Below are 23,378 nucleotides of genomic sequence, written 5' to 3'. Positions count from 1 at the left end.
GGGGCATGGGGCTGCGTGAGCGCAAGAAGCTGCGGATGTACCAGGACGTGTCCGACGTCGCCGTCGCGCTCTTCCTGGAGAAGGGCTTCGAGAAGGTGTCCGTCGCCGAGGTGGCCGCGGCGGCGGAGATCTCGAAGCCGACGCTGTTCCGCTACTTCCCGACCAAGGAGGACCTGGTCCTGCACCGGTTCGCCGACCACGAGACCGAGGCCGCGCGGGTGGTCGGCGCGCGGGCGGAGGGGCAGTCCCCGATCGACGCGCTGCGCCTGCACTTCCTCGCCGGGGTCGTGAGCGGCGACCCCGTGACCGGGCTCAACGGCAACCCGCATGTGCTCGCCTTCCACCGGCTCCTGTACGGGACCCCGTCCCTGGTCGCGCGGCTGCACGGCTATCTGGAGCGGTCGGAGGAGGCGCTCGCCGCCGCGCTCGGGGGCGATCTGGAGGCGCGGCTCGCCGCCGGGCAGATCGTCGCCGTGCAGCGGATCCTGGCGCTGGAGAACTGGCGGCGCATCGCGGCGGGCGAGAGCGTCGAGGCGGTCCGCGAGGATGCCCTCGCAGCGGCGGAGAGCGCGTTCGCCCGGCTGGGCAAGGGGCTTCCCCGGTACGCCTGAGGAGGCGCCCCGACACCTCGGGGGCGTCGCCCGAGGGGGCGAGGCGGGCGACCGGGGCCCCGCAGGGCTTCCGGGGCGCGCCGGAGTGGCCCAGCAAGGGGCCAAGGGGCTCGAGTGCGACCATGTCGTCGCCGTCGAGCCGGCGGCGGTCGTCGAGGGCGGGGCCCGGGGAGCCCATCGGCTGTACGTCGTGCTGACCCGGGCGGTCTCGCGGCTGGACGTGGTGCACGCGAGACCCCTGCCGTTCGACTGAGGCCGCCGCCCGCGACCCCGCCGGTGCCGACGGGCGGCCCCCTCCCGGCCCACGGGCTCCTTCCGGCCCGCGCGTCCCCGTCCGCGCGGGCCGGGCCGCCGCTCATCGGCCCCCCGGGCCGCCGCACCCGCCGTCCCGAGCGGGAGCGCCCTCAGCGGGGCGGGGCGGGCGCGTCCAGCAGCGGGATCAACTCCTTCTCCTCGTAGTCCAGATGTGCTTCGAGCTCGGCCGTCAGCCGCTCGACCTCGTCGCGTACGTCCCCGGGGTCCGAGGAGTCGCGACCGACCACGGACCGCAACTCGGCGCTCAGGACGGCGATCCGCTCGTGCTCCCGGCGCAGCCGGTCCAGGACCGGGGCGAGTCCGGGGTGCCGGTCGGAGAGGAACGGGAAGAGGGCGGTGTCCTCGCCGGTGTGGTGGTTGTGCAGGCCCTGGCAGAGGGTCAGGCAGTTCACCCGGAGCTGGGCACCGAGGGTGGCACCCGCGTCACCGGTCTCCGCGCGGATCAGGGCGAGTTCGCGCCGGAAGGCGTCGTGGACGGCCTTCACCGCCTGGCCCATCGAGGACGCGTTCACGTTCGGCGGGCCGCCCGCGATCTCGTGGAGCGCGACCACGGGGATCACCCGGGTGGTCTTCCGCTGGTACTCGGCCCAGCCGGGGTCGGCCTCGACGGCACGGGCGAACGCCGCGTCCCTGGCCGCGTCCGCCAGTACCTCCGCCCGGGCCTCGTACGTGAACACCCCCGTCTCCACGGTGACCCGGGGGTGCGCGAGGAGGTTGTGGAACCAGGCCGGATGCTTCGGCGCGCCCCCGGCCGAGGCGATGACGAGCACGCGCTCGCCGCCGTCCGGGTAGTAGCCGACCGGGGTGGTGCGGCGCCGGCCCGAGCGGGCGCCCGTGGTGGTGAGCAGCAGCAGCCGGGCCCCTTCGAAATGGCCGCCCACCCGGCCCGCGTTGGCGCGGAACTCCTCGATGACCTGCTGGTTGAAATCGATGGGCATTCTCTTCTTTCCGTCGAATGATGGGCACTCGGAATTTCCGCGTGCGGGCAGGGGGAATTGCCGCGGGGCGAATGCGCCGACGCCCGCGGTGGGCGGAGTGGGGTGGTGGGCCCGCGGTCGGGCCCGGGAGGGCCGTGGGGCGGGTGCTGGAACGCGCTTCCGGCGCGACCGTGCGCGTGCGCGCCCGGGAGGGGCGCGGGGCGTGGAGGACGCGAAGGGGCACAACAGGGCCTGGACGTGCGGGAACACGAGGTCGCGGCGGTGGTACGCGGAGACGACACGCGTGGTCGCGGCACGGTACGGCACTCGGTGCGAGCGCGTGTGCGCGACATGGTGGGGGGCGGCCCTCTGGCCCGCCCGGGCCTCACTCGGAGGCCGGGAACCCTACTCGCTGATGGCCCAAGGCCGACCCGGCAGTCACGGGGGAAATGCTAGGCGAATACGGGGTGTTGGGCAATGGGAATGCGACCGGGAGTTCGTATTCGCCGCCCGCGTCCGCCGCATCCCGTCTTCTTCTCCCGCTTCTTCCGCCTCCCTCCGGACGCCGGGCCGCCCGCACTGCTCCGCTTCTTCCGCCTTTCCGGCGCGTGGGCGGTTCGGGCGGTCGCGGTGCCCGGGCGGTCGCGGTGCCCGGGCGGTTCGGGCGGACCCTTCCGGTGGACCGGCGGTGCCCGGCCGTGGTCGACTCCCTGCCATGAGCCTGTCGGTCGATGTGTACGTGCCCGTGGGGGAGGGCGGCATCGAGGTGCTCGACGTCCCGCCGGGCTGCTCGGACACCGCCGGCCCGGAGGCGTGGCGGACCGAGGTGTGGGGCTCGGAGCCCGTCCGCTCGCTCGGCGCCCGGTTCCTGCCGCGCCTGGCCGACGAGCACCTCACCGTGGCGCCGGACGAGGTCTCCGACCTCCTCGCCGAGTGCGCGCTCGTACGGGCCGGACTCGCGCCGATCGCCGATCACATGAGGTCCACACCGGGTACCGGACCGCTCAGGACGCGCGCCGAGCACGCCGAGGACGTGAGCCGCGGGCTCGACAACATCGAGGACGCGGCCGGACGGGCACTGGCGATCGGCGGCGGGGTCATCATCTGGTGAACCGCCCGTCCCGCCCGGGTTCGGCGGCCGTCCCTCAGCCGGTGGGGGGAGGCGGCGACGCCGGCGGGCCGCCGCAGTGGGCGGCGACCATGTCGGCGAAGGCCCTGGCCGACGGGGACAGCGCCTCCCAGCGGCGCACGGCCCAGCCGGTCCACAGCGGCGGCAGTCCGGGGATCGGGACCAGGCGCAGGTCGGGGTGGTCCCGGCCGTGCCCGCCCGGGAGGTCGGGCACGATCGCGTGGCCGAGACCGAGTTCCGCGAGCAGGATCGCCGTGTCCCAGTCGGCCACGCTGGTATCGGATGCCGGACCGATGCCCGCCGAACCGAGCCAGCCGTCCAGGAGACCGCGTGACGTGGCGTTCTCGGGCAGCCGGATGAGCCGTATGCCCGCCAAATCCTCCATGGTGACGTGGGGCTCGTCGGCGAGCGGGTCGTCCGCGTGCACGGCCAGGACCCAGGGCAGTCCCACCACGGGCCGCTGCTCGATGCCCCGCACCGGCTCACCCAGCGTGATCCAGGCCAGGTCCAGTCCGCCCGCGATCAGGGCGTCGAAACAGCTCCGGCTGGAGTGCGCGGTCCGGAACTCCAGGCTGACCTGGGGGTGGAGGCGGCGGAACGCCACGATCGCGTCCGACATGAAGTGCCGTACCGTCGTGGCGCCGGTGGTGATCCGCACCGAACCGGCCTCGCCGTCCACGACGTCCCGCAGCCGGCGCAGTGCCTGGTCGATGTCGCCCAGCCCGCCGGCCGCCGCGGCCTGGAGCAACTGCCCCGCCTGGGTCGGTACGACGCCGCGCGGATGCCGTTCCAGGAGACTCAGGCCGAGTTCCCGTTCCAGGCGTTTGACGTGCTGGCTCACCGCCGACTGGGTGCAGGACAGGTCGCGGGCCACGCCGCTCAGGCTGCCGCTCCGGCACACGGCGACGAAGACGCGGAGGTCGTCGAGGGTCACGGCGAGTGAAGCTACAGCTTGGAGGTCTGCAAGGAAACCCGAGGATTGACTTGGGTTACCGCCGAACGGGACGATCTTTGACGGGTCCCAGGGCGGCAACCCGGCCGATCCGCCTCATCCGGAGGAGGCTCGGAGCGGACCGGGTGCCGACCCGCCGGACCACCCTGCCTGTCGGACCGGGTGGGTCGCGGCCCGGCCGAGGACCGTCCGACCGTGTGGCACGGTTCGGTCGGGGGACCGTTCGACCGCCGGTCGGCCCGACCGCCGGACGGCTCGGACTGCCGCAGGCCCGGATTGCCGGGGCGCCCGCCGGTAAGGCGGTCCGGGTGGGCCGGGCGGCCGCACCGCCCGGGCACTGAACCGTTCGACTTCACCGTCCAGGGAGAGGACCACACGTGCAGGTACTGGAGGCGGTGGCCATCGGCGCCGCGGCTGTCGCGGCCGGCGGCATCAACGCGGTGGTCGGCTCCGGAACCCTGATCACCTTTCCCACGCTGCTCGCCTTCGGCTTCCCGCCGGTCCTGGCCAATGTGTCGAACACCGTCGGGCTCGTCCCCGGCTCGGTGAGCGCCGCCTACGCCTACCGCGAGGAACTGCGGGGGCAGCGGCCGAGGCTGCTCAGACTCGGCCTCGCCTCGCTGCTCGGCGGGCTCACCGGCGCGGTGCTGCTGCTGACCCTGCCGAGCGACGCCTTCGAGGCGGCGGTGCCGGTACTGATCCTGGCCGCGTGCGCACTCGTACTGCTCCAGCCCCGTCTGAACCGGCGGCTCAAGGCGCGGCGCAACGAGCGCGGCGGAGACGGCGGCGCGCCCCTGTGGTGCGGAGTGCTGGTGACCGGCGTCTACGGCGGCTACTTCGGAGCCGCCCAGGGAGTGCTGCTCATGGGCCTCATGGGCTCGCTCCTCCGCGACGACCTGCAACGGCTGAACGGGGTCAAGAACGTACTCGCGGCCCTGGTCAACGGGGTCGCGGCCGTCGTCTTCATCGCCGTCGCCCACGTCGACTGGGCCGCGGTCGGGGTGATCGCGGCGGGCTCGACCGTCGGCGGGCTGCTCGGCGCCCGGGTGGGCCGCAGGCTCTCGCCCGCCGTGCTGCGCGGTCTGATCGTCGCCGTCGGCGTCACGGCGGCGGTCGCCGTGGCCGTCTGAACCCGGCGTGCCCGTGCCCCCTTCGGACTCGCGCCGCCGAGCGGCCGCCCTCTCCGTCACGGGGGTTCTGGAGTGTCCGGGGTTCTCCCGCCCCTGCGCCCCTCCGGGAATGGGCGTGTCGCGACGGGGTACGCACGACGGAGTCGCGTATGACGGAACGGGCGCCCGGTGGCCCGGGCGGCCGACCCCGACGGGCGCCGCGTACCGCCGGAACCCGTCCGGCAGTGGCCTGGCACACTTTTGCAAGCGGGTGCTTGCAATAGTTAGCAAGGGTGGTGCAGGGTGGGGGCATGGCATCACTCAACGTCGGAAATCTCGGTGAGTACCTACGGGAGCAGCGGCGCAGCGCGCAGCTGAGCCTGCGGCAGCTCGCCGAGGCCGCCGGGGTGTCCAATCCGTACCTCAGCCAGATCGAGCGCGGTCTGCGCAAGCCGAGCGCGGAGGTGCTGCAGCAGGTCGCCAAGGCCCTGCGGATCTCCGCGGAGACGCTGTACGTCCGCGCCGGCATCCTCGACGCCGAGCGTGACCGGGACGAGGTGGAGACGCGTGCGGTGCTGCTCGCCGACCCCACGCTCACCGAGCGGCAGAAGCAGGTGCTGCTCCAGATCTACGAGTCCTTCCGCAAGGAGAACGGGTTCGAGATCAGGACCGGCGAGGACTTTTCGGAGGTAACGGACGCCGGTGCCGTAACGGATGCCGGGGCGACCGTCGTTGACAGGGCCGGACCGGTCGGCGGAGGCGTCGCCGGACCGGACGACCCGCACGGCACGAACCGTCCGCACGACCTGAACGACCCGCACGACCAGCAGTCCTCCGCGAGCTGACCCGGCACGTCCGGGCCCGGTGTGCCGGGCCGGCCGCCGCGGAGGACCGCGACGCACAACCCTCACGATCCACACGACAGACATTCCGGGAGGACCATCGCCATGGCGATCACCGACGACCTGCGCAAGACGTTCAGCAACCCCACCCCGCTCTACTTCGCCGCCGGTACCGCGGACCTGGCCCTCCAGCAGGCCAGGAAGGTGCCCGGCGTCGTGGAGCAGCTGCGTGCCGAGGCCCCGGCCCGTATCGAGGCCGTGCGCGGCATCGACCCCAACTCCGTCCAGGAGAAGGCCACCGCCCGCGCCAAGGAGGCGCAGGTGACCCTCCAGACCAAGGTGAACGAGATCATCGGCACGCTCGACACCGACCTCAAGAAGATCGGTGAGACCGCCCAGGACATCGCGCTGCGCGGTGTCGGCGTGGCCGCCGAGTACGCCGTCAAGGCGCGCGAGACGTACGAGAAGGTCGCCGAGCACGGCGAGCAGGCCGTACGCACCTGGCGCGGCGAGGCCGCCGAGGAGATCGAGGACATCGCCGTGGCCGTCGAGCCGAAGGCGGAGCCCGGCGAGGTCAAGGTCGCGGTCAAGGAGACGAAGCCCGTCGCCGTCGTGACCGATGCCCCGGCCAAGAAGCCGGCGCCGGCCAAGAAGGCCCCGGCCGCCCGCAAGCCGGTCGCCAAGAAGACCACGCCGCCGACCAAGTGAACAGCGGTTCCCCAGAGCGGAACGGGTCGGGGACTCCGGGCACGATCGGAGTCCCCGGCCCGTTCTGCGGGTACGGTGACCGCGTAGGGACGACGACTCGAATCGGGTGGTGGGCGAAGTGCTGTTGACGGCATTCGGCGGCGTCATGTGGCTGATCTTCACAGCCATGCTGGTGCTCGCGGTGGTGGCGCTGGTCCTGGCCGGTCTCGCCCGCGACGACGCCTACCGCGCGGCGGACAAGCAGAACAAGATGTTCTGGCTGATCATCCTGGGTGTCACGGTCGCCGTGAACCTGCTGGTCCCGATGGTCTTCCTGCAGATCGCGGGCCTCATCGCCACGATCGTGTTCTTCGTCGACGTCCGGCCCGCGCTCAAGCAGGTCTCGGGCGGCGGAGGCGGTCGCCGCGGCGGCAGCAGCAGCGACGGTCCGTACGGGCCGTACAACGGCGGACGCTGAGTCCGCCCGATCCACGCGGTCCGCCCGGCCGGTATCGGCCGGTTTCGGATCCGCCCGTCTGTCCGGCCGCCGACCATCCCTGATCGGCGGCCGCTGCGTTTGTCCGGGCAGCCGGGCGCCCCGGGCGGCCGGTCGGCTGGTCGGCCCGGATGGGTGGTCGGCCTGGATTGGTGGTCGGCCCGGACGGGCGGGTTCCGTGTTCGTCCGGTCCGCCGGGGCCGGACGCGTTCCGGTCGGGGGCGTCGGGCCGATCCGCTCCCGTTCCCGGTGTCGTTCCCGGTGCCGGTCCGGGGGCCGGCGGTCCCTCAGGTCCGTGCCCGCCCGGGGCACCCTTCTCGTGGCGTGCGCTCCCATGACGTCCGCCTCGGACCGCAGCACTCCCGTGGCTCGGCCGCTCCCGGGAAGAGCCGTCGGTCCGGCGCGGCCCGTCGCGGTGCGGCCCGCGCTTCCTCCGGGCGGCCGGGCGCGCGGCCGGCGGAGTGCCGCGGACCGCGTCCGGCTACGGCACGCGGTCCAGCAGCAGGACCGCCACGTCGTCCGTCAGCTCCCCGCCGTTGAGGTCCCTGACCTCGTTCACGGCGGCGCGCAGCAGTTCCTCGCCGCGCAGGCCCTGCGCCAGCTGGCGGCGGACCATGTCCACCATCCCGTCCTGGCCGAGCCGCTCCTTGCCCCGGCCCGTGCGGCCCTCGATCAGGCCGTCCGTGTAGAGCATCAGGCTCCACTCGCCGCCCAGCTCCACCTGCTGGCGCGGCCAGCGGGCGTTCGGCAGCAGACCCAGCGCGGGGCCGCTGTTCAAGTACGGCAGCAGGTCGGCGACGGGCGGCGGTGCCGGGCCGTCCGCGCCGGCCATCGCGCGGGTACGGGCCGGGCGCGCGATCAGCGGCGAGGGGTGCCCGGCCAGGCAGAGGCCCGCCCGGCGCCCGTCGGGCGCGATGTCGACGGTGCAGAGCGTCGCGAAGATCTCGTCGTTGTCGCGCTCGTGCTCCAGCACCTGCTGGAGCGTCGACAGCAGCTCGTCGCCGCACAGACCCGCCAGGGTCAGCGCGCGCCAGGCGATGCGCATCTCCACGCCGAGCGCGGCCTCGTCGGGGCCGTGGCCGCAGACGTCGCCGATCATGGCGTGCACCGTGCCGTCGGGGGTGCGGACCGTGTCGTAGAAGTCGCCGCCGAGCAGCGCGCGCGAGCGGCCGGGCCGGTAGCGCGCGGCGAACCGCAGCGAGGAGCCCTCCAGCAGCGGAGTGGGCAGCAGCCCGCGCTCCAGGCGGGCGTTCTCCTGGGCGCGCAGCTTGGACTCGGTGAGCCGCCGCTCGGCCGTGTCGGAACGTTTCCTCTCCACCGCGTACCGGATCGCCCGGCTCAGCAGGCGACCGTCCAGCTCGTCCCGGAAGAGGTAGTCCTGGGCGCCCACGCGCACGGCCTCGGCACCGCGCGCGGCGTCCTCGGACGCGGTGAGCGCGAGAACGGCGTGGCGGGGGGCGAGGCGCAGCACGTGCTTGAGCGTGGCCAGCTCGTCGTCCTGCCCGGCCTCGGCGGCCGCACGGCCGGTGGTCGTCAGCGCGAGGTCGAGGAGGATGCACTGCACGTCGTCGGTGAGCAGCCGCTCGGCCTCGGTGAGGTTGCGGGCGGTGCGTACGCGGATGGGCTTGCCGGCCGCGTCGAGCAGTTCGGGCACGCTCAGCGCGGCGGACGGGTCGTCCTCGATCACGAGCAGCGTCAGCGGGGCCGTGCCCGGGTGGGCACCGCCGTTGTTGCGGGCGGCCCCGCCGTGGTCGGTGTCGCCGCCGGCGCCGCGCCTCGCCGCGTGCGGCACCTGGCCGGGCACGCCGCCGGGCGCGGTCGGGGCAGGCCCGCCGGCTGAGGGCGCGGCGGGCGCCTGACCACCTTCCACGGCGGGGATCGCTCTCTGCCGCGGTACGGGTACGGGCATCGTCTTGGGTTCCTTCCCTCCCCCCGAGGGCATGGCGGGCCGAGGGACCTCGACCCACCGACGGGGACCATAGCGTCAGGCGCAGTCACAAAGGAATGGCGGACGGCGGGGCGCCCGGAAAACAGCCGCCGTCATATGCCGCATCCCGTACCGCAATTGGGCAGTGTGTGCGCCCGCCCGGGATGACGTACATCACGCCCCGGAGGTTCACTCGGCACGGGGAACGTGCCGCGCGTCACGTGCGGCAGGTCACGCGGGTGCCGGCCGCGGAGCGAACAAGCCCCGCGTCCCGGTGCGTACCGCCGCGGGGAGTGGTGTCCACGCCCCGTGGGCCGGCCCAGCCGCTCCTGGGGAACGGCCCGCGGGGCCGGACGGGGCCGCTACTTGTCGGGGCGCACGACTCCGAGGATCGGCATCGAGCCGGCTCCCGCGACGGTGACGTCGCGGCCCGGCCGCGGCGCGTGCACGATGGCGCCGTCACCTATGTACATGGCCACGTGGCTGGCGTCGGAGTTGTAGATGACGAGGTCGCCGGGGCGCATGTCCGCGACGGCGACGCGGTCCAGCCGCTTCCACTGGTCCTGCGAGGTGCGCGGGATGGGACGCCCGGCGGCCGCCCAGGCCTGCGAGGTCAGTCCGGAGCAGTCGAAGGTGTTCGGGCCCTCGGCCCCCCACGCGTAGGGCTTGCCGATCTGCGCCGTCGCGTACTTCACGGCCTTCTTGCCCTCGGGGGATGCCTTGCCGTCGATCTCGTCGAGGACCCCGGAGCCGAGCCAGGCGGTCTGCGCCTCGTACGCGGCCTGCTCCTCCAGCTTCGCCAGGCGGTCCTTCTCCTCCTTCTCCAGCTGCGACTCGAGCTCCTCGGCGGCGGCGATCTGCTTCTTGACCTTCTTCTTCGCCTTCGCCTTCGCCTCGCGGTTGGCCTCCAGCTTCTTCCACTGGGCCGCCGCGTCGCGCGCGTACTGCTCCAAGTCCTCCTGGGTCCGCCTCATCTCGGCGAGCAGGCCCTTGGTCGCCTGCGCGCCCTGGCGGGCGCGGCCCGCGCCGTCGAGGAACTCCTGGGGGTCGTCGCTGAGCACCAGATGGGCCTCGTCCGGCAGCCCGCCGCCGCGGTACTGGGCCCGGGCCGCGGCCCCCGCGCGCTGCTTGAGCCTGTCCAGGCGCGCCTGGCCCTCGACGATCTCCCGGGCCAGGCCGACGATCTGGGAGGACTGCCGCTCGGCCTTCTCCTCGGCCGCGTTGTACGCGTCCGTGGCGACCGCCGCGTCGTGGTAGAGAGTGTCCAGTTTCGTCCGGACCTCTTCAAGGTCCTTCGTGCTCACCGGCGTTGGACTCGGGACGGGTGTCCGGGTGGGCGCCGGGGTCGGTGTCGGGGTCGGCTTCGGGGCGGCGTACGCCACTCCCGGAGCGGACAGAATGGTCGCCGCGCAGGCCAGGGCCATGGCCGTAGTGGTCAGGCTCCGCTTGCCGGCTCCCATGGACCAACCCCCAAGCTGATTTACCGTCAGTAACTTACGAACGCCCCGGGGATCGTGCCACGGTGGCGCGCAATGCGACAGGGGCGGACGGGAACTCCCTCCCCGTCGGCCCTCGTTCCCTCCCCTCACTGCCCGCCGGGCGATGATCCCGCCCCTGATCCCCGCCAATGTGACGAACGACTCAGCGGGATCGTTCCCGGTGCGCCACGACCCCGGGGATGCGGATGCGGCCCGCGACGCGGGTGCGGCCGGAGGTGCGGGTGCGGCCAGGGGTGCGGGTGGGCGCGGGGCGAGGGCGGGGGCGGCCGTGAGGGTGGGAACGGCCGTGAGGGCGGGGACGGTCGCGGGCGGGCGGTGCCGCGTGTGCGGGCGGGCTACGGCCGGGGCAGCGGGGCCAACGCGTCCCACCGCACGGTCACTTCGCCCTGCCGCCAACGCGCGGCCCCGTCCACGACGGGCCAGTCGGCGGCCAGGTCGCGTACCGCCCGGATCCAGCGCTGGCGCGCGCCGTAGGAGGCGTACGGGGCGGCGGCGGCCCAGGCGCGGTCGAAGTCCCGCAGGAACGCGTGCACCGGTTCGCCCGGGACGTTGCGGTGGATGAGGGCCTTGGGCAGGCGCTCCGCCAGGTCGGAGGGGCGGTCCAGGGAGCCGAGCCGGGTGGCGAGGGTGACCGTGCGCGGGCCCTCGGGGCCGAGCGCGACCCACACGTGCCGGCGCCCGATCTCGTCGCAGGTCCCCTCCACGAGGAGTCCGCCGCGCGAGCCCGCGCCCGCCGGGGCGAGACGGGCGCACAGCCGGGACCAGACCTCGGCGACCGCCTCCTCGTCGTACTGGCGCAGGACGTTCGCCGCGCGGATGAGCTGCGGCCGCCGGTGCAGCGGGATCTCGAACCCGCCGTGCCGGAAGCCGAGCCCCTCCCGCTCGTAAGGCTTCGCGGCCGCGACGCGGGCCGGATCGATCTCGATGCCCACCACGCGCGTGCGTGGGGCCGCGGTCCGCAGGCGCTGGAGCAGCTCAAGCGCCGTCCAGGGGGCCGCGCCGTACCCGAGGTCGACGGCCACCGGATCGTCCACCCGGCGCAGTTCGGCGCCGTGCACGGCCGCGATCCAGCGGTCCATGCGGCGCAGGCGGTTCGGGTTCGTGGTCCCGCGCGTCACCGTTCCCACGGGGCGGGAGGCTGCGCGGGCTGTCATGGGTACGAGGGTATGCGGCGGCGGTGCGCGAGCCCGGGTCCCGGGGGCGACCCGGGGCGGGCGGCGCCTCGCCCTCCGTGAAGCACGCCTGCCCGGAGCTGCGGGGAGTCCGTACGGAACCCGGTCGGAGGGTCGGTCGGCGGTTGCGCGGGGGGCGCTGCCGGAGGCTCGCGAGGGCCGCCGACCGAGGCGCCGGTCCCGAGCGGCACGCAATCGGCACTCGAACGGTTGAGCGACAACCGGTAATGATTCAGCAAAGAGGAAATGGAGCGGAGGGCTCCGGCGTTCTCGAACTTGGAGGGCGTTCCACGTCCTCCGTCAGGCATGCCCGCAGCACGGTCCCGCACCCGGGTCCGAGCAGGTCCGCAGCAAGGAGGAACGCCACGTGAGCCAGTACGTGAGCAGGCTCGGGCGCCGCTCGCCGGCAGCCCCTTCCAGGCTCAGGCTGCACCGCAGACCGCGCCGCGTGGCCATGCTCTCCGTCCACACCTCGCCCCTGCACCAGCCGGGGACCGGCGACGCGGGCGGCATGAACGTCTACATCGTGGAGCTGGCCCAGCGCCTGGCCGCGATCAACATCGAGGTCGAGATCTTCACCCGGTCGACGACCGGGGCGCTGCCGCCGAAGGTCGAACTCGCGCCCGGCGTGCTGGTGCGGCACGTCGACGCGGGCCCGTACGAGGGTCTCGCCAAGGAGGACCTGCCGGCCCAGCTGTGCGCCTTCACGCACGGCGTGATGCAGGCCTGGGCCGGGCATCGCCCCGGCTACTACGACCTGGTGCACTCGCACTACTGGCTCTCCGGCCACGTCGGCTGGCTGGCCGCCGAGCGCTGGGGCGCCCCGCTCGTGCACGCGATGCACACGATGGCGAAGGTCAAGAACGCCGCGCTGGCCGACGGCGACACCCCCGAGCCCGCGGCCCGCGTCATCGGCGAGACGCAGATCGTGCGGGCCGCCGACCGGCTCATCGCCAACACCTCCGAAGAGGCCGACGAGCTCGTACGGCACTACGACGCCGAGGCGGGCAAGGTCGCCGTGGTCCATCCCGGGGTGAACCTCGAACGCTTCCGTCCGGGCGACGGACGGGCCGCCGCCCGTGCCCGGCTCGGGCTCCCGCAGGACGCGCTGATACCGCTCTTCGCGGGTCGCATCCAGCCCCTCAAGGCGCCCGACGTGCTGCTGCGGGCGGTCGCCGTGCTCCTGGGGGAGCGTCCCGAACTCCGCTCGAAGATCATCGTTCCGGTGGTGGGCGGTCCGAGCGGCAGCGGTCTCGCCAAGCCCGAGGGACTGCAGAAGCTCGCCGCCCGGCTCGGTGTCGCCGACGTCGTGCGGTTCCGGCCGCCGGTCGGTCAGGAGCAGCTCGCGGACTGGTTCCGGGCCGCGTCGGTGCTCGTCATGCCCTCCTACAGCGAGTCGTTCGGGCTCGTCGCCATAGAGGCGCAGGCCGCCGGCACCCCGGTGCTCGCGGCGGCGGTCGGCGGCCTGCCGGTCGCCGTGCGCCACGAGGAGACCGGCTTCCTGGTGTCCGGCCACGATCCCGTCGACTACGCGCGCGTGCTGCGCGGGTTCGCCGACGACCCCGCGCTCCCGGACCGGATGGGCGCGGCCGCCGCCCGGCACGCCGAGTCCTTCGGCTGGGACACGGCCGCGTCGGCCACCGCGGACGTCTACACGGCCGCCATGCAGGAGCACCGCCGTCGCGTACGCTCCCACCATGGCTGACACGCAGCGGGCGGCGAGCGTCGTCGAGGAGGTCCTCAAGGACGCCGAGCTGGAGTGGGAGGGCCCCGAGCCCGGGCACTTCGTGGTGAAGCTGCCCGGCACCCGCAAGCTGTCGACGACCGTCTCGCTGATCGTCGGCCGGCACTCCCTGTCGCTGAACGCCTTCGTGATCCGGCACCCGGACGAGAACGAGCCGGCGGTGCACCGCTGGCTCCTGGAGCGCAACCTCAAGCTCTACGGGGTGGGTTACGCCGTCGACCCGCTCGGCGACATCTACGTCTCCGGCAGACTCCCGCTGGCCGCCGTGACCCCCGACGAGGTCGACCGGCTGCTCGGTTCGGTGCTGGAGGCCGCCGACGGCAGCTTCAACACCCTGCTGGAGCTCGGTTTCGCCTCGGCGATCCGCAAGGAGTACGCCTGGCGGGTGTCCCGCGGTGAGTCGACCCGCAACCTGGACGCGTTCAGTCACCTGACCAAGCGTTCGACGGACTGACCCCAAGGTCCGTACCAGCAACCGCCGTTCACCCCCTTCCGTCCGCCGGGGCCCCGTGGCATGCTCGCCGCAGACGCAGATCTGAACGTCGTTCACATCCATGGAGTTGCCCTCTTTGGAAGGCGGTTCGGTATGAGTGACCGTGGCGTGGGCCCCACCCGGAGGGCACTGCTCGCCGGAGCGACAGCCGTCGCGGCGGGGGCGGCGGCGGGCGGAACGGCCGGGGCGGCGACGCGCACGCCCTCCGACGCACCCCGGCGGGCCGGTGAAGTACCCGCCCTCTGGGGCGAGTTCACCCGCACCCCGTTCGCCCATCCGCAGATCCCGTACGTCGGCAGGGCAGGCAGGCGGGCCGGGGCGGCCCGCTTCCCCCGCCCGCCCGTCGTGACCGACGTCCGCGCCCACGGTGCCACGGCGGACGGCTCGGCCGACTCCGCCCCCGCGATCAACCGTGCCATCGCCGCTGCCGGAAGGGCCGGCGGTGGCACGGTGCTCATCCCTCCCGGCACCTACCGTGTCGACGGCCTGATCCGCATCGGCCACTCGGACGTCGTCCTGCGCGGGGCCGGCAGCGACCGTACGAAGCTGTACGCCACCCGCGACCTCACCGAGCTGATCGGCCCCTACGGTTCGCGCTACGGCGGCGACAAGTCGTCGTGGTCGTGGGCGGGAGGGCTCGTCTGGCTCTGCCCCGCCGACCGCTTCGCGAGCCTGACGGCCGCGATCCGGGCGAAGGACTGGCCCTTCGAGGGGTGGACGGGCAACAGGCGCGACGAGTGGCGCACGCTCACGACCGTCGAACCCGCGGCCCGCGGCTCCTGGTCGGTGCGGGTCGCCGACCCCTCCCGGCTGCGCCCCGGACGGCTCGTCCTGCTGCGCCTCGCCGACGACACCGGCCACACCCTCCTGCGGCACATGGCGGGCGACGGCCCGGGGGCCCGCGCCTATGTCTGGGACGACAAGACCAAGCTGACCAGCTACGTCCCGTACGAGTGGCCCGTGCGCGTCGCGCGCGTGCGCGGCAGGACGGTCACCCTGGAGCGTCCGCTCCCGCTCGACGTGCGCCCCGAGTGGGATCCGCGGCTCACCACCCACGCGGAGGCGCTGACCGGCTCCGGCGTCGAGGGACTGACCCTGGAGGCCGTCGAGACCCCGCAGGCCCCGCACCTCCTCGACCGGGGTCTCAACGGCGTCACCTTCCAGTGCGCGTACGACTGCTGGGCCGACGACGTCGTCGTACGCCATGTGGACAACGGGTTCGGACTCGTCGCCGCCTCCGCGTGCACCCTGCGGGACACCCGCGTCGAGGGCCGCGGCGCGCACCACCCCTACTTCTGCCGGGAGGGCTCGCACGACAACCTCGTCGACGGCTTCACGATCGCGGCCCGCACGGTCCCGGCCCCCGCCGGCACCCAGCTCCACGGCATCAACGTCGAGGGGCTCTCCTCGTACAACGTCTGGTCGCGCGGCGACATGCGCATGGGGACCTTCGACTCGCACCGCGGCATGCCGTTCGCGAACGTCCGCACCGACATCACGGTCACCAACGACGGCCGCCACGGAGGGGACGCCAGTGCCGGGCCGCTCTTCGGTGCCCGCTTCACCCACTGGAACATCCGCGTCACCAACGGCCGCGCCGGCCTGGTGAGGATCGACGGCCTCGCCCCGTCGAGCGCCACCGTCGGCATCAACGAGGTCACCGAGTTCGACCAGATCGACGTACCCGACTTCACCGGCCCCCTGGACTCCCGCCTTGAGCTGTACGGCACGACGGACGCCGTACGCCCCCGGAACCTGTACGACGCTCAGCGCGAGCTGAGGCGGTAGCGCCCGGGCGACACCCCGACCAGCCGTTTGAAGTGGCGGGTCAGGTGCGACTGGTCGTAGAAGCCGGTCCCGGCCGCCACCTCGCCCGGGGTGCCGCCCTCCAGCAGGAGGCGGCGGGCCCGGTCCACCCGGCGGGACATCAGGTACTGGTGCGGCGGGATGCCGAAGGCCGAGCTGAACGCGCGCACCAGGTGGGCGGGGTGGGCGTGCAGCTCGCCCGCGGCCTCCTCCAGCGTCAGGCCGTCGAGCAGCCGCTCGTCGAGGAGTTCCCGCAGGCGGTGGGCGACCGTGCGGTCGGGACGCGGCGGCGGGCCGGCCGCCGACGGCCGCAGATGCCCGCGCAGCCGCTCGGCGATCAGCGTCAGCCTGCTCTCCGCCTCCAGCTCGTCGCCGGGGCCGGCCAGCGCGTCGTGCAGCCCCGCGACGCGCCGGCGCAGCACGGGGTCCGCCAGGTCGGGCCCGTCCACCGCCGGACCGATGTAGCTCTCGTCGAGCCGGGTGAGGTCGAGGTACAGCACCCGCTTGCGGAACCCGTCGGGGGTGACGGGCGAGCCGTTGTGCGGAACGTGAGGCGGGAGCAGCGAGACCGTGTCGTCCGGAGTGCCGTGCCGGTGCCGGTCGAGGTCGTAGCGCACCGCTCCCGAGTCCACGATGAGCAGCGTCCAGGCGTCGTGCACATGCATCGGGTACGCGTACTCGGTGAAGTGCGCGTGGAAGACCTCCACCACGCCGGGTACGCGGGGCCGCCAGGCGGTGACGGTGGCAGTGACGGTGTCGGTGACGGCGTCGGTGTCGGCGTCGGTGGCAGAGGCAGCGACGTCGGACCGGGGCACCATGCAAAGAACGTACAAGACGGGGCGGTACGGGGTTCGGCAGTCTCGGTGCATGAACGCCGAACCCCTTCGCTTCGACACCAAGATCGCCGTCCTGCTGCGGGAGGACCTCGAGCCCTGGCAGCGGCTGAACGTGACCGCGTTCCTCGTGAGCGGCCTGGGCACGGAGGTCCCCGAGGTCGTGGGAGAGCCGTACGAGGACGCGGACGGCGTCGGCTACCTGCCGATGTTCCGGCAGCCCGTGCTGGTCCTGGAGGGCTCCAAGGAGACCCTGACCGCCGCCCGCGACCGCGCCCTCTCCCGTGCCCTGCCCCGGTCCGTCTTCACCTCGGACCTGTTCGCGACCGGCAACGACCGTGACAACCGGGCGGCGGTCCGGGCCGTGCCGACCGCGGAACTGGACGTGGTGGGCCTCGCGGTCCACGGCCCGCGCAACGCCGTGGACAAGGTCCTCAAGGGGGCCCGGATGCATCCCTGAACGGTGCGGTCCGGTCGGCTCAGCGCCCCTTCGGAGTCCCTGCCTCCGCCGCCGCGGCCCCTGGGCCGGCCGGCCGGGCGAGCGGTGCCTGCGGCGGCACGGACATCGGCAGGGGCACGGGGACGGCGACGCCGGAGGACGTGGGCGCGGGCACCGGTACCGGTTCGGAGATGGTGGCGGGTGCGGGTGCGGGTGCGGGTGCGGGTGCGGGGTTCGGTGCGGTCGCGCCGGGGCGGAGGCTGTCGGCGGGGCCGCTGGTGGGGCTGGTTCGGCGGGTGGTGCCCGCGGCAGGGCCGCTGGGGCCGGTGGTCCGGGTGGTGCCGGTGGTGGGCTCCTCGTCCGGCAGCCGCCGCATCAGGAGTCCGTAGCCCAGACCGGCCGCCGTGCCGACCACCGCGCAGATCCCCCACAGCCACTGCGCCCCGAACCGGTCGATGACGACACCGGACATCAGGGGCGCGACGAGGCCGGCGACCGCCCAGGACATCGTGTACATGCCCTGGTAACGGCCGCGGCCGTGCGTCGGCGAGAGCCGCACGACGAGCCCCGTCTGCGTGGGCGCGTTGACGATCTCGGCGAGGGTCCAGACGCAGACCGTGAGCGCGAAGACGCCGACCGAACCGGCGAACGCGGTGAGGCCGAACCCGTACCCGGCCAGCAGCGACGAGACGACCAGCAGCAGTCGTGGGTCCCGGTGCTGGATGAAACGGGTGACCGGGATCTGGAGGACGACGATGAGGACGCCGTTCACCGCGATGGCCATGCCGTAGTCGGCGGCGGTGAATCCGGCCGCGCCCATCGCCACCGGCAGGCCCACCGACCCCTGCTGGAAGACCAGCGCGACGAGGAACGACAGGCCGACGACGCTCATGAAACGGCTGTCCCGCAGTACGGTCCCGAGGCCCACCGCGGGTTCGCCCGCCTCCTTGGCGAGCGGCTCGGGCTTCGACTCGGGCAGCTTCGCGAAGACCACGATCGCGCAGATCATCGTCATCCCCGCCTCGATGAGGAACCCGGCGAGGTAGCTGAACTCGGCGATGAACCCGGCCGCCATCGACGACACGGCGAAACCCAGGTTGATCGCCCAGTAGTTGAGGGAGAAGGCCCGTACGCGGTCCTCCGGACGGACGATGTCGGCCATCATCGCCTGCACCGCGGGGCGGGAGGCGTTGCTGGCCATGCCGACGAGGAACGCGACGCCGGCGATGGCGACCGGGTGGTGCACGAAGCCGAGCAGCGCGACGGAGACCGCCGTCGACGACTGCGCCACGAGGAGGGTGGGCCGCCGGCCGAGCCGGTCCGTCATCACGCCCGCGCCGAGCGAGGAGATGACGCCGCCCAGACCGTGCAGCGAGGCGACGAGCCCCGCGTACGAGGCGGAGTAGCCGCGGTCCAGGGTCAGGTACAGCGCCATGAAGGTGGCGACGAAGGCGCCGAGCCGGTTGACGAGCGTGCTGGTCCAGAGCCACCAGAACTCCCGGGGGAGTCCTGAGACGGTCTCTCGGCCGGCGCGTCTCAGGGCGTCGAGCGGCATCGGGTCCCCCGTGTGTCAGATCAGTGGCTGTCCGGCCGCCGGGGCACGCGGACGGCCCGGCTGTCGGCCTCCGTCGGCGCGACACCCGAGTCATGTAAGCGGCTCAAGCGGTGAGCACACGTTACGATTCCGGGGTTCCGCCAGACCACTCAATTAGCAGAAGCCGTCAAGTGTCCGGCTTCCGGGCGGGCGCGCGGGGGATCTGCCGGGTCGATTACGCTCGGGCGCATGGCCGACGCACCGTACAAGCTGATCCTCCTCCGCCACGGCGAGAGCGAATGGAACGCGAAGAACCTGTTCACCGGTTGGGTGGACGTCAACCTCAACGAGAAGGGCGAGAAGGAGGCAGTCCGCGGCGGTGAGCTGCTCAAGGACGCCGGCCTGCTGCCCGACGTGGTCCACACGTCGCTCCAGAAGCGCGCGATCCGGACCGCCCAGCTCGCCCTGGAGTCCGCGGACCGCCTCTGGATCCCCGTCCACCGAAGCTGGCGCCTGAACGAGCGCCACTACGGCGCCCTCCAGGGCAAGGACAAGGCCCAGACCCTCGCCGAGTTCGGCGAGGAGCAGTTCATGCTGTGGCGCCGCTCGTACGACACCCCGCCGCCGCCGCTCGACCGCGACGCCGAGTACTCGCAGTTCGACGACCCGCGCTACGCGGCGCTGCCGCCGGAGGTGCGCCCGCAGACGGAGTGCCTCAAGGACGTCGTCGTCCGCATGCTCCCGTACTGGTTCGACGGCATCGTCCCGGACCTGCTGACCGGCCGCACGGTCCTGGTCGCGGCCCACGGCAACTCGCTGCGCGCCCTGGTCAAGCACCTCGACGGCATCTCCGACGCCGACATCGCGGGCCTGAACATCCCCACGGGCATCCCGCTGTCGTACGAACTCGGCGCGGACTTCAAGCCGCTGAACCCCGGCGGCACGTACCTCGACCCGGACGCGGCCGCGGCGGCGATCGAGGCGGTCAAGAACCAGGGCAAGAAGAAGTAACCTTCGCGATCATGCCTCCCACCCGCGCATACGGCGCGGGTGGGAGGCGTTTTCATGGCCTGGGACCGTTCTGGGCCCTCAGCCTTGCGGCCGGAGACCTGCCCGAGAAGGCGCGGCATGCATGATGGCGCAGTTTGTCGCCCGATACGCGTGGGCCGATGCCCCCGAGTCCGACGCCTACACCATCTCGGTGATCGCGGGGAAGACGGAGGACGAGGTGATCCGGGCGTTCGGTGGCGATCCCGGGGAGTCACGGGAACACGGCCACGATGGGCTGCTCCGTCGACAGGGATGCCATCCTCGAAGGCGTCGAGCCGGAAGGGTCCGCCTCTCCACCTGCGGTCAGAGACCTCGATCCCGGTTCCAGCGGTTCACGTGCATCGCGTAGAAGATGTTGCCGATGCCCGCAGTGAACATGAACAGCCAGAAGTGGGCCCACAGCGACTGACGCCGACGCCTCAGGCCCGACCCGCCAATGACCGACGCCGAAGAGGCCGCGGCGGAACTGCTGTTGTTGATGATGATGATCGGAGGCTGCCCGTATGGCTGGGCAGGCTGCTGACCGGGAGGTGTCGCCATACCGCGTCGGCTCCTTGGTGAGGCTGAGTGTGCGAGAGCGAGACGCAACATAGGGGCGCAGCAAGGGTCGCGGAGGTCGAACAGGGTGTGTTTCCCCCGTACGGGGCATGTCCTCTCCGTCTCAGTCCCCGTCTCATTCAGCGTCGGTCACGGCAGTTTCAGCCCGCGCGATTCTGCGGTCGGAAGACCTGCCCGGTGACTCCGCTCAGCGACGTGCGCTGTCGTGAGGGACGCCGGCCCACGTGTGCCGAGTTTCCTCGCGCGCCTCGGTGAGGGCCCGCCGCCGGAGGTCGCCGCCGAACAACTGCATCGCGGTGGCGGCCAGGACGTCGTCCCTGCCGATGGTCCGCCCGTCCCCTCTGCGGGCGGACAGGGCGCGGACGGCACCCTCGGGGACCGGGACCGGGACCGGGACCGGCTGGCCCGGCAGCAATGCGGTGACCGTACCGAAACGCCTGACCCCGCCCTCGCGTACGACCATGGCCGCGTCCCGGGCGAGGTCCGTCAGGAACACGCTCGCGATCCCGTCCAGGTCGCGGACCATCGCCGGGACAGCCGTCGTCCCCCGGCTCCGCAGCAGTCTCCTGACCCCGGCCTCGAACCTGTGGGCGCCGACCACGGCACTCGGTCTGCGCGACCTGCCGCGCCGGCGAGGAGGCACGACGGCACCCCCGGCGTCGTGCACGACACCGGTCAGGCCGTGAAACGTCGGGCTGTGGGCGTACCACTCGGCCCCCACCTCCAGTTCGACGTTCCGGTCGATCGCCGAGAGCAGGTCCCCGGGAACCAGCTTCTTCCGTGCCTCCGCCTCCGCCGCTCTCCTCGCGCCGTCGATGATCTCCGTCAGCACGGTCCGCGTCACCGACCCGGCAGCCCACACGGCCGACCGGGAGACGTGCATCCGGGTCACGTCGCTGAAGACCGCTTTGACCAGAGAGGGCTTGAACGGCGGTACACCCATGGCCCGGGCGGTCTCGGGGCCGCTGCGCTCAAGGTGCACGGGCTGTGCGGGCTGTGCGGGCTGTGCGGGCTGTGCGGTCATCGGAGGAAGCGCTCCCTGCTGCCGGAGTTGTCCGAGGCCATCCTTCACCACACCCATCTGGTCCCCTTCCTCGTCCTCCGCCCGAGGCGGTGTCTCGGCAAAGGGCCGACGGAGAAGGTCAGTTGCGGTGCGCACTGCCCCGGCCGACTCCAGCGGCCGGGCGGTCGAGGCCCGGGGCAAGGAGCGGCGGCTCTGCCACGCGGGCAGGCGCCGCGAAAATGGCTTCGTCCGGAGCCGGGACCGGGTGCATCCTTGCCGGCATGACGCACCCCGAAGCCCCGTACGGACGGACGCACTTCCGGCTTGGGACCCAGAGCTGCCGGGCCTCGTCGTCGGTGCACGCCCGAACATCGCGGCCGACGGGCCGCGGCAGGCCCCAGGAGGCGTGAATCGCCGTCCCCGGCCGAGGGTGAGCGCCGCCCTCGCCGCGCACCCGATCCACCCCGCACCCACCACCCGATCCCCCCGCACCCACCATCCGACGGAGTCCACAGACCATGGGCGTCTACAGCAGCGACCTCGACCTGAACGTGTCCGACGTGACGGGCAACGGCCGCGAGGTCGAAGTGGGCGTCAACATGGTGAACGGCAACGTCAGGCTGTCGATCCTGTGGACCGACGAGATCCTGCTGTCCCCCGACGACGCCGAGCGGGTGGCCCGCTCCCTCGTCGAAACCGCCGCCCGCGGCCGCCGCATAGCGGCCGTCCCCTACGTGAGCACGCCCGAAGCCCCGGCCCCGGAGGCCGCCGACCCCCTGCCGGGCCCGGCGGAGTCCTGAGAGCGACTTGCCGCGCGCCGCGGGTCCTTACAGGCCCGGGTCCACCCGGTCCGCCACCTGCCGCGCCCGGTCCACCTGATCCGCCACTCACCGCGCCGGGCCCCCGGCCGGCCACCCGCCGCGACCGGACCCGGTCCTAGGGCCGGTACTCCCGCCTGGCGAGTACGCCGCCCGTGCTGTCGTACACCGTGATGGTCCACGGAGGGCGTGCGTCGGAGGAGGTCGGGGTGTCCGGCAGTCTCGGCAGCGCGTACCAGACGCCCCAGCCCGGGTCGCCCCGGAGGCTCAGCACGGTGGCGTCGATGCGGACCGCGCCGATCGCGACCTCGGCCCGGGCGGGACGGCCCGGGCCGTGGAAGATCCCGGACAGCAGGCTGCGGCCGTCCTCCTGGTCGGAGATCCGGAGCGAGACACCCGGCACGCTCATGTCGAGACTGCCGTCCACGACACTGCGGAACTGCTCGGCCGACCCCGGTTCCGTCCAGTGCTCGCCGTCCTCCGACAGCCGGATCTCGATGCCGGCACCCACCCGCACCCGCTCGTCGGGCGCCACCGTACGCAGCCTCCCGCCGGCCTCCGAGGGGGAGGGGCTCGGGCCCGTGGTGGCGGTGGCGGCCGGGTTCACCGACCCGTCGGGGCCGGACGCCGGTGCGTCGCGGAGCCCGGCCACCGCGAGCGGTACGAGCACCGCCCCGCAGACGGCCACCAGCGCGGCGGTCCTGCGGCGCAGGCGGCGCCGCCTGCCCTCGCGTTCGATGGCGCCCAGCGGCACGGCGGAGGGCGTGACGTCGTACGCGGCGTCGGCGAACACCTCGCGCAGCCGCTCGGCCTCGGCCGAGGCGCGCGCGGAACGGGACGGGAGGTTCATGGGCGGGCTCCGGAAACGGGGTTGCGGCCTGTGAACAGGGGGTGGGCCCGCAGCGCCTCCAGGCCGCGCCGGGCATGGGTCTTGACGGTGCCGATCGAGCAGCCGAGCAGCTGGGCCGTCTCGGCCTCGCCCAGATCCTCCCAGTAGCGCAGCACGAGCACGGCGCGCTGCCGCGCGGACAGGGCGGCCAACGCCGCGTCCAGAGCGGCCCGTTGGGTGACCGCCTCCGCGTGACCGGGCTCGCGCTGGTGCGCACGCTCGGGCACGAACGGCATCAGCAGTTGCGCCACCCGTCTCTTGCGCGTCCGGCTGAGGTTGTTGTTGACCAGCGAACGGCGTACGTAGAAGTCGATGTCCTCGCGCGGTACGCGCCGCCAACGCGCGTACACCTTCGCCAGCGTTGTCTGGACGAGGTCCTCCGCGTCGTGGAAGTCGCCGGTCAGCATGTGGGCGGTGCGCACCAGGCGCGGCCAGGCCGCCGTGGCGTACGCGGCGAAGTCCGCGCCCTCGGCGTGGACTTGGGGGTTGTCGGTGAACTCGTGCGGCACGACCTGCGGTCCCTCGGGTCGGATGCGTGGGGGGCGGGACGGGGGC

The 23,378-nt window shown here is 73.3% G+C and carries 24 protein-coding genes; 13 read left to right on the top strand and 11 right to left on the bottom strand.

Features of this window, described 5'->3' with window-relative positions; translation table 11 throughout:
* Positions 1–5: 5 nt before the first annotated feature.
* Positions 6–611 (top strand): TetR/AcrR family transcriptional regulator, encoded by a 606-nt coding sequence (locus IE265_RS06485; RefSeq protein ID WP_229916072.1) that lies wholly within the window; start codon positions 6–8, stop codon positions 609–611.
* 85 nt (positions 612–696) lie between these two features.
* Complete coding sequence (locus tag IE265_RS06480) at positions 697–864, top strand: hypothetical protein (RefSeq protein WP_190034476.1); 168 nt, start codon at positions 697–699, stop codon at positions 862–864.
* 151 nt (positions 865–1,015) lie between these two features.
* On the opposite strand, the gene IE265_RS06475 is transcribed toward IE265_RS06480, so the two are convergent.
* Positions 1,016–1,864, bottom strand: a complete 849-nt coding sequence (locus IE265_RS06475) for a nitroreductase/quinone reductase family protein (RefSeq protein ID WP_190034376.1) — start codon at positions 1,862–1,864, stop codon at positions 1,016–1,018.
* Positions 1,865–2,558: 694 nt separating this feature from the next.
* Between IE265_RS06475 and IE265_RS06470 the strand changes: the two genes are divergently transcribed.
* The gene (locus IE265_RS06470; RefSeq protein WP_190034375.1) at positions 2,559–2,954 is read left to right on the top strand and encodes a hypothetical protein; all 396 of its coding nucleotides are present in this window, start codon (positions 2,559–2,561) and stop codon (positions 2,952–2,954) included.
* Positions 2,955–2,988: 34 nt separating this feature from the next.
* Here the strand turns inward: IE265_RS06470 and IE265_RS06465 are convergent, their stop codons facing one another.
* Positions 2,989–3,906, bottom strand: coding sequence for a LysR family transcriptional regulator (locus IE265_RS06465; protein ID WP_190034374.1), 918 nt, complete (start codon positions 3,904–3,906; stop codon positions 2,989–2,991).
* A gap of 395 nt (positions 3,907–4,301) precedes the next feature.
* On the opposite strand from IE265_RS06465, the gene IE265_RS06460 reads away from it, so the two are divergent.
* The 4 genes from IE265_RS06460 (at position 4,302) to IE265_RS06445 (ending at position 7,040) form a co-directional block, all read left to right on the top strand.
* Complete coding sequence (locus IE265_RS06460; protein WP_190034373.1) at positions 4,302–5,054, top strand: sulfite exporter TauE/SafE family protein; 753 nt, start codon at positions 4,302–4,304, stop codon at positions 5,052–5,054.
* A 290-nt stretch (positions 5,055–5,344) separates the two neighbouring features.
* Entirely contained in the window at positions 5,345–5,878 is a 534-nt protein-coding gene (locus tag IE265_RS38215; RefSeq protein WP_229916062.1) for a helix-turn-helix domain-containing protein, read from the top strand.
* Between the two features lie 102 nt (positions 5,879–5,980).
* On the top strand, positions 5,981–6,583 hold the full coding sequence (locus IE265_RS06450; RefSeq protein ID WP_190034372.1) for a hypothetical protein: 603 nt from the start codon (positions 5,981–5,983) through the stop codon (positions 6,581–6,583).
* A gap of 118 nt (positions 6,584–6,701) precedes the next feature.
* Complete coding sequence (locus IE265_RS06445) at positions 6,702–7,040, top strand: DUF2516 family protein (protein ID WP_190034471.1); 339 nt, start codon at positions 6,702–6,704, stop codon at positions 7,038–7,040.
* Positions 7,041–7,539: 499 nt separating this feature from the next.
* On the opposite strand, the gene IE265_RS06440 is transcribed toward IE265_RS06445, so the two are convergent.
* From IE265_RS06440 to IE265_RS06430, 3 genes are all read right to left on the bottom strand, one after another.
* Positions 7,540–8,967 (bottom strand): PP2C family protein-serine/threonine phosphatase, encoded by a 1,428-nt coding sequence (locus IE265_RS06440; RefSeq protein WP_190034371.1) that lies wholly within the window; start codon positions 8,965–8,967, stop codon positions 7,540–7,542.
* 380 nt (positions 8,968–9,347) lie between these two features.
* A complete protein-coding gene (locus tag IE265_RS06435; protein ID WP_190034370.1) occupies positions 9,348–10,445 on the bottom strand; it encodes a C40 family peptidase in 1,098 nt (365 codons plus the stop codon).
* A 374-nt stretch (positions 10,446–10,819) separates the two neighbouring features.
* Entirely contained in the window at positions 10,820–11,638 is an 819-nt protein-coding gene (locus tag IE265_RS06430) for a class I SAM-dependent methyltransferase (protein WP_190034369.1), read from the bottom strand.
* Positions 11,639–12,023: 385 nt separating this feature from the next.
* On the opposite strand from IE265_RS06430, the gene mshA reads away from it, so the two are divergent.
* The 3 genes from mshA (at position 12,024) to IE265_RS06415 (ending at position 15,681) form a co-directional block, all read left to right on the top strand.
* A complete protein-coding gene (gene mshA, locus IE265_RS06425; RefSeq protein WP_190034368.1) occupies positions 12,024–13,361 on the top strand; it encodes a D-inositol-3-phosphate glycosyltransferase in 1,338 nt (445 codons plus the stop codon).
* Entirely contained in the window at positions 13,354–13,854 is a 501-nt protein-coding gene (locus IE265_RS06420; protein WP_190034367.1) for a type III secretion system chaperone family protein, read from the top strand. Before mshA ends, IE265_RS06420 begins: the two co-directional genes overlap by 8 nt.
* A 132-nt stretch (positions 13,855–13,986) precedes the next feature.
* Positions 13,987–15,681, top strand: coding sequence for a glycosyl hydrolase family 28-related protein (locus tag IE265_RS06415; protein ID WP_229916061.1), 1,695 nt, complete (start codon positions 13,987–13,989; stop codon positions 15,679–15,681).
* Here IE265_RS06415 and IE265_RS06410 read toward each other — a convergent pair.
* Positions 15,660–16,517 carry a helix-turn-helix transcriptional regulator gene (locus tag IE265_RS06410; RefSeq protein WP_229916060.1) on the bottom strand — a complete coding sequence of 286 codons (858 nt, stop codon included), beginning with the start codon at positions 16,515–16,517 and terminating at the stop codon, positions 15,660–15,662. The genes IE265_RS06415 and IE265_RS06410 overlap by 22 nt on opposite strands.
* Between IE265_RS06410 and IE265_RS06405 the strand changes: the two genes are divergently transcribed.
* The gene (locus IE265_RS06405) at positions 16,516–16,992 is read left to right on the top strand and encodes a DUF2000 family protein (RefSeq protein ID WP_190034364.1); all 477 of its coding nucleotides are present in this window, start codon (positions 16,516–16,518) and stop codon (positions 16,990–16,992) included. The two genes, IE265_RS06410 and IE265_RS06405, sit on opposite strands and share 2 nt — an antisense overlap.
* A gap of 19 nt (positions 16,993–17,011) precedes the next feature.
* Here the strand turns inward: IE265_RS06405 and IE265_RS06400 are convergent, their stop codons facing one another.
* Complete coding sequence (locus tag IE265_RS06400) at positions 17,012–18,526, bottom strand: MDR family MFS transporter (protein ID WP_190034363.1); 1,515 nt, start codon at positions 18,524–18,526, stop codon at positions 17,012–17,014.
* Between the two features lie 228 nt (positions 18,527–18,754).
* On the opposite strand from IE265_RS06400, the gene IE265_RS06395 reads away from it, so the two are divergent.
* A complete protein-coding gene (locus IE265_RS06395) occupies positions 18,755–19,516 on the top strand; it encodes a phosphoglyceromutase (protein WP_190034362.1) in 762 nt (253 codons plus the stop codon).
* Between the two features lie 342 nt (positions 19,517–19,858).
* Here the strand turns inward: IE265_RS06395 and IE265_RS06390 are convergent, their stop codons facing one another.
* Entirely contained in the window at positions 19,859–20,095 is a 237-nt protein-coding gene (locus IE265_RS06390; protein WP_190034361.1) for a hypothetical protein, read from the bottom strand.
* Positions 20,096–20,300: 205 nt separating this feature from the next.
* The gene (locus IE265_RS06385; RefSeq protein WP_190034360.1) at positions 20,301–21,137 is read right to left on the bottom strand and encodes a hypothetical protein; all 837 of its coding nucleotides are present in this window, start codon (positions 21,135–21,137) and stop codon (positions 20,301–20,303) included.
* Between the two features lie 497 nt (positions 21,138–21,634).
* Between IE265_RS06385 and IE265_RS06380 the strand changes: the two genes are divergently transcribed.
* The gene (locus IE265_RS06380; protein WP_190034359.1) at positions 21,635–21,916 is read left to right on the top strand and encodes a hypothetical protein; all 282 of its coding nucleotides are present in this window, start codon (positions 21,635–21,637) and stop codon (positions 21,914–21,916) included.
* 136 nt (positions 21,917–22,052) lie between these two features.
* On the opposite strand, the gene IE265_RS06375 is transcribed toward IE265_RS06380, so the two are convergent.
* Both IE265_RS06375 and IE265_RS06370 read right to left on the bottom strand, forming a co-directional pair.
* Positions 22,053–22,784, bottom strand: a complete 732-nt coding sequence (locus IE265_RS06375; protein WP_190034358.1) for a hypothetical protein — start codon at positions 22,782–22,784, stop codon at positions 22,053–22,055.
* Positions 22,781–23,332 carry a SigE family RNA polymerase sigma factor gene (locus tag IE265_RS06370; protein WP_190034357.1) on the bottom strand — a complete coding sequence of 184 codons (552 nt, stop codon included), beginning with the start codon at positions 23,330–23,332 and terminating at the stop codon, positions 22,781–22,783. Before IE265_RS06370 ends, IE265_RS06375 begins: the two co-directional genes overlap by 4 nt.
* Positions 23,333–23,378: the final 46 nt, after the last annotated feature.

Origin of the sequence: Streptomyces fructofermentans (assembly GCF_014651055.1) — a bacterium.
In the GTDB taxonomy this organism is placed as follows: Bacteria; Actinomycetota; Actinomycetes; order Streptomycetales; family Streptomycetaceae; genus Streptomyces; species Streptomyces fructofermentans.
The sequence above is the reverse complement of the archived record's forward strand: the minus strand, read 5'-3'. Positions and strand labels throughout refer to the sequence as shown.

Bases quoted from the DNA above. Each gene is read 5' to 3' on its own strand.
- IE265_RS06485 (WP_229916072.1), top strand. From the start codon at position 6: ATGGGGCTGCGTGAGCGCAAGAAGCTGCGGATGTACCAGGACGTGTCC.
- IE265_RS06475 (WP_190034376.1), bottom strand. From the start codon at position 1,864: ATGCCCATCGATTTCAACCAGCAGGTCATCGAGGAGTTCCGCGCCAAC.
- IE265_RS06470 (WP_190034375.1), top strand. From the start codon at position 2,559: ATGAGCCTGTCGGTCGATGTGTACGTGCCCGTGGGGGAGGGCGGCATC.
- IE265_RS38215 (WP_229916062.1), top strand. From the start codon at position 5,345: ATGGCATCACTCAACGTCGGAAATCTCGGTGAGTACCTACGGGAGCAG.
- IE265_RS06450 (WP_190034372.1), top strand. From the start codon at position 5,981: ATGGCGATCACCGACGACCTGCGCAAGACGTTCAGCAACCCCACCCCG.
- IE265_RS06440 (WP_190034371.1), bottom strand. From the start codon at position 8,967: ATGCCCGTACCCGTACCGCGGCAGAGAGCGATCCCCGCCGTGGAAGGT.
- IE265_RS06435 (WP_190034370.1), bottom strand. From the start codon at position 10,445: ATGGGAGCCGGCAAGCGGAGCCTGACCACTACGGCCATGGCCCTGGCC.
- IE265_RS06430 (WP_190034369.1), bottom strand. From the start codon at position 11,638: ATGACAGCCCGCGCAGCCTCCCGCCCCGTGGGAACGGTGACGCGCGGG.
- IE265_RS06420 (WP_190034367.1), top strand. From the start codon at position 13,354: ATGGCTGACACGCAGCGGGCGGCGAGCGTCGTCGAGGAGGTCCTCAAG.
- IE265_RS06415 (WP_229916061.1), top strand. From the start codon at position 13,987: ATGAGTGACCGTGGCGTGGGCCCCACCCGGAGGGCACTGCTCGCCGGA.
- IE265_RS06405 (WP_190034364.1), top strand. From the start codon at position 16,516: ATGCAAAGAACGTACAAGACGGGGCGGTACGGGGTTCGGCAGTCTCGG.
- IE265_RS06410 (WP_229916060.1), bottom strand. From the start codon at position 16,517: ATGGTGCCCCGGTCCGACGTCGCTGCCTCTGCCACCGACGCCGACACC.
- IE265_RS06400 (WP_190034363.1), bottom strand. From the start codon at position 18,526: ATGCCGCTCGACGCCCTGAGACGCGCCGGCCGAGAGACCGTCTCAGGA.
- IE265_RS06395 (WP_190034362.1), top strand. From the start codon at position 18,755: ATGGCCGACGCACCGTACAAGCTGATCCTCCTCCGCCACGGCGAGAGC.
- IE265_RS06390 (WP_190034361.1), bottom strand. From the start codon at position 20,095: ATGGCGACACCTCCCGGTCAGCAGCCTGCCCAGCCATACGGGCAGCCT.
- IE265_RS06385 (WP_190034360.1), bottom strand. From the start codon at position 21,137: ATGACCGCACAGCCCGCACAGCCCGCACAGCCCGCACAGCCCGTGCAC.
- IE265_RS06380 (WP_190034359.1), top strand. From the start codon at position 21,635: ATGGGCGTCTACAGCAGCGACCTCGACCTGAACGTGTCCGACGTGACG.
- IE265_RS06375 (WP_190034358.1), bottom strand. From the start codon at position 22,784: ATGAACCTCCCGTCCCGTTCCGCGCGCGCCTCGGCCGAGGCCGAGCGG.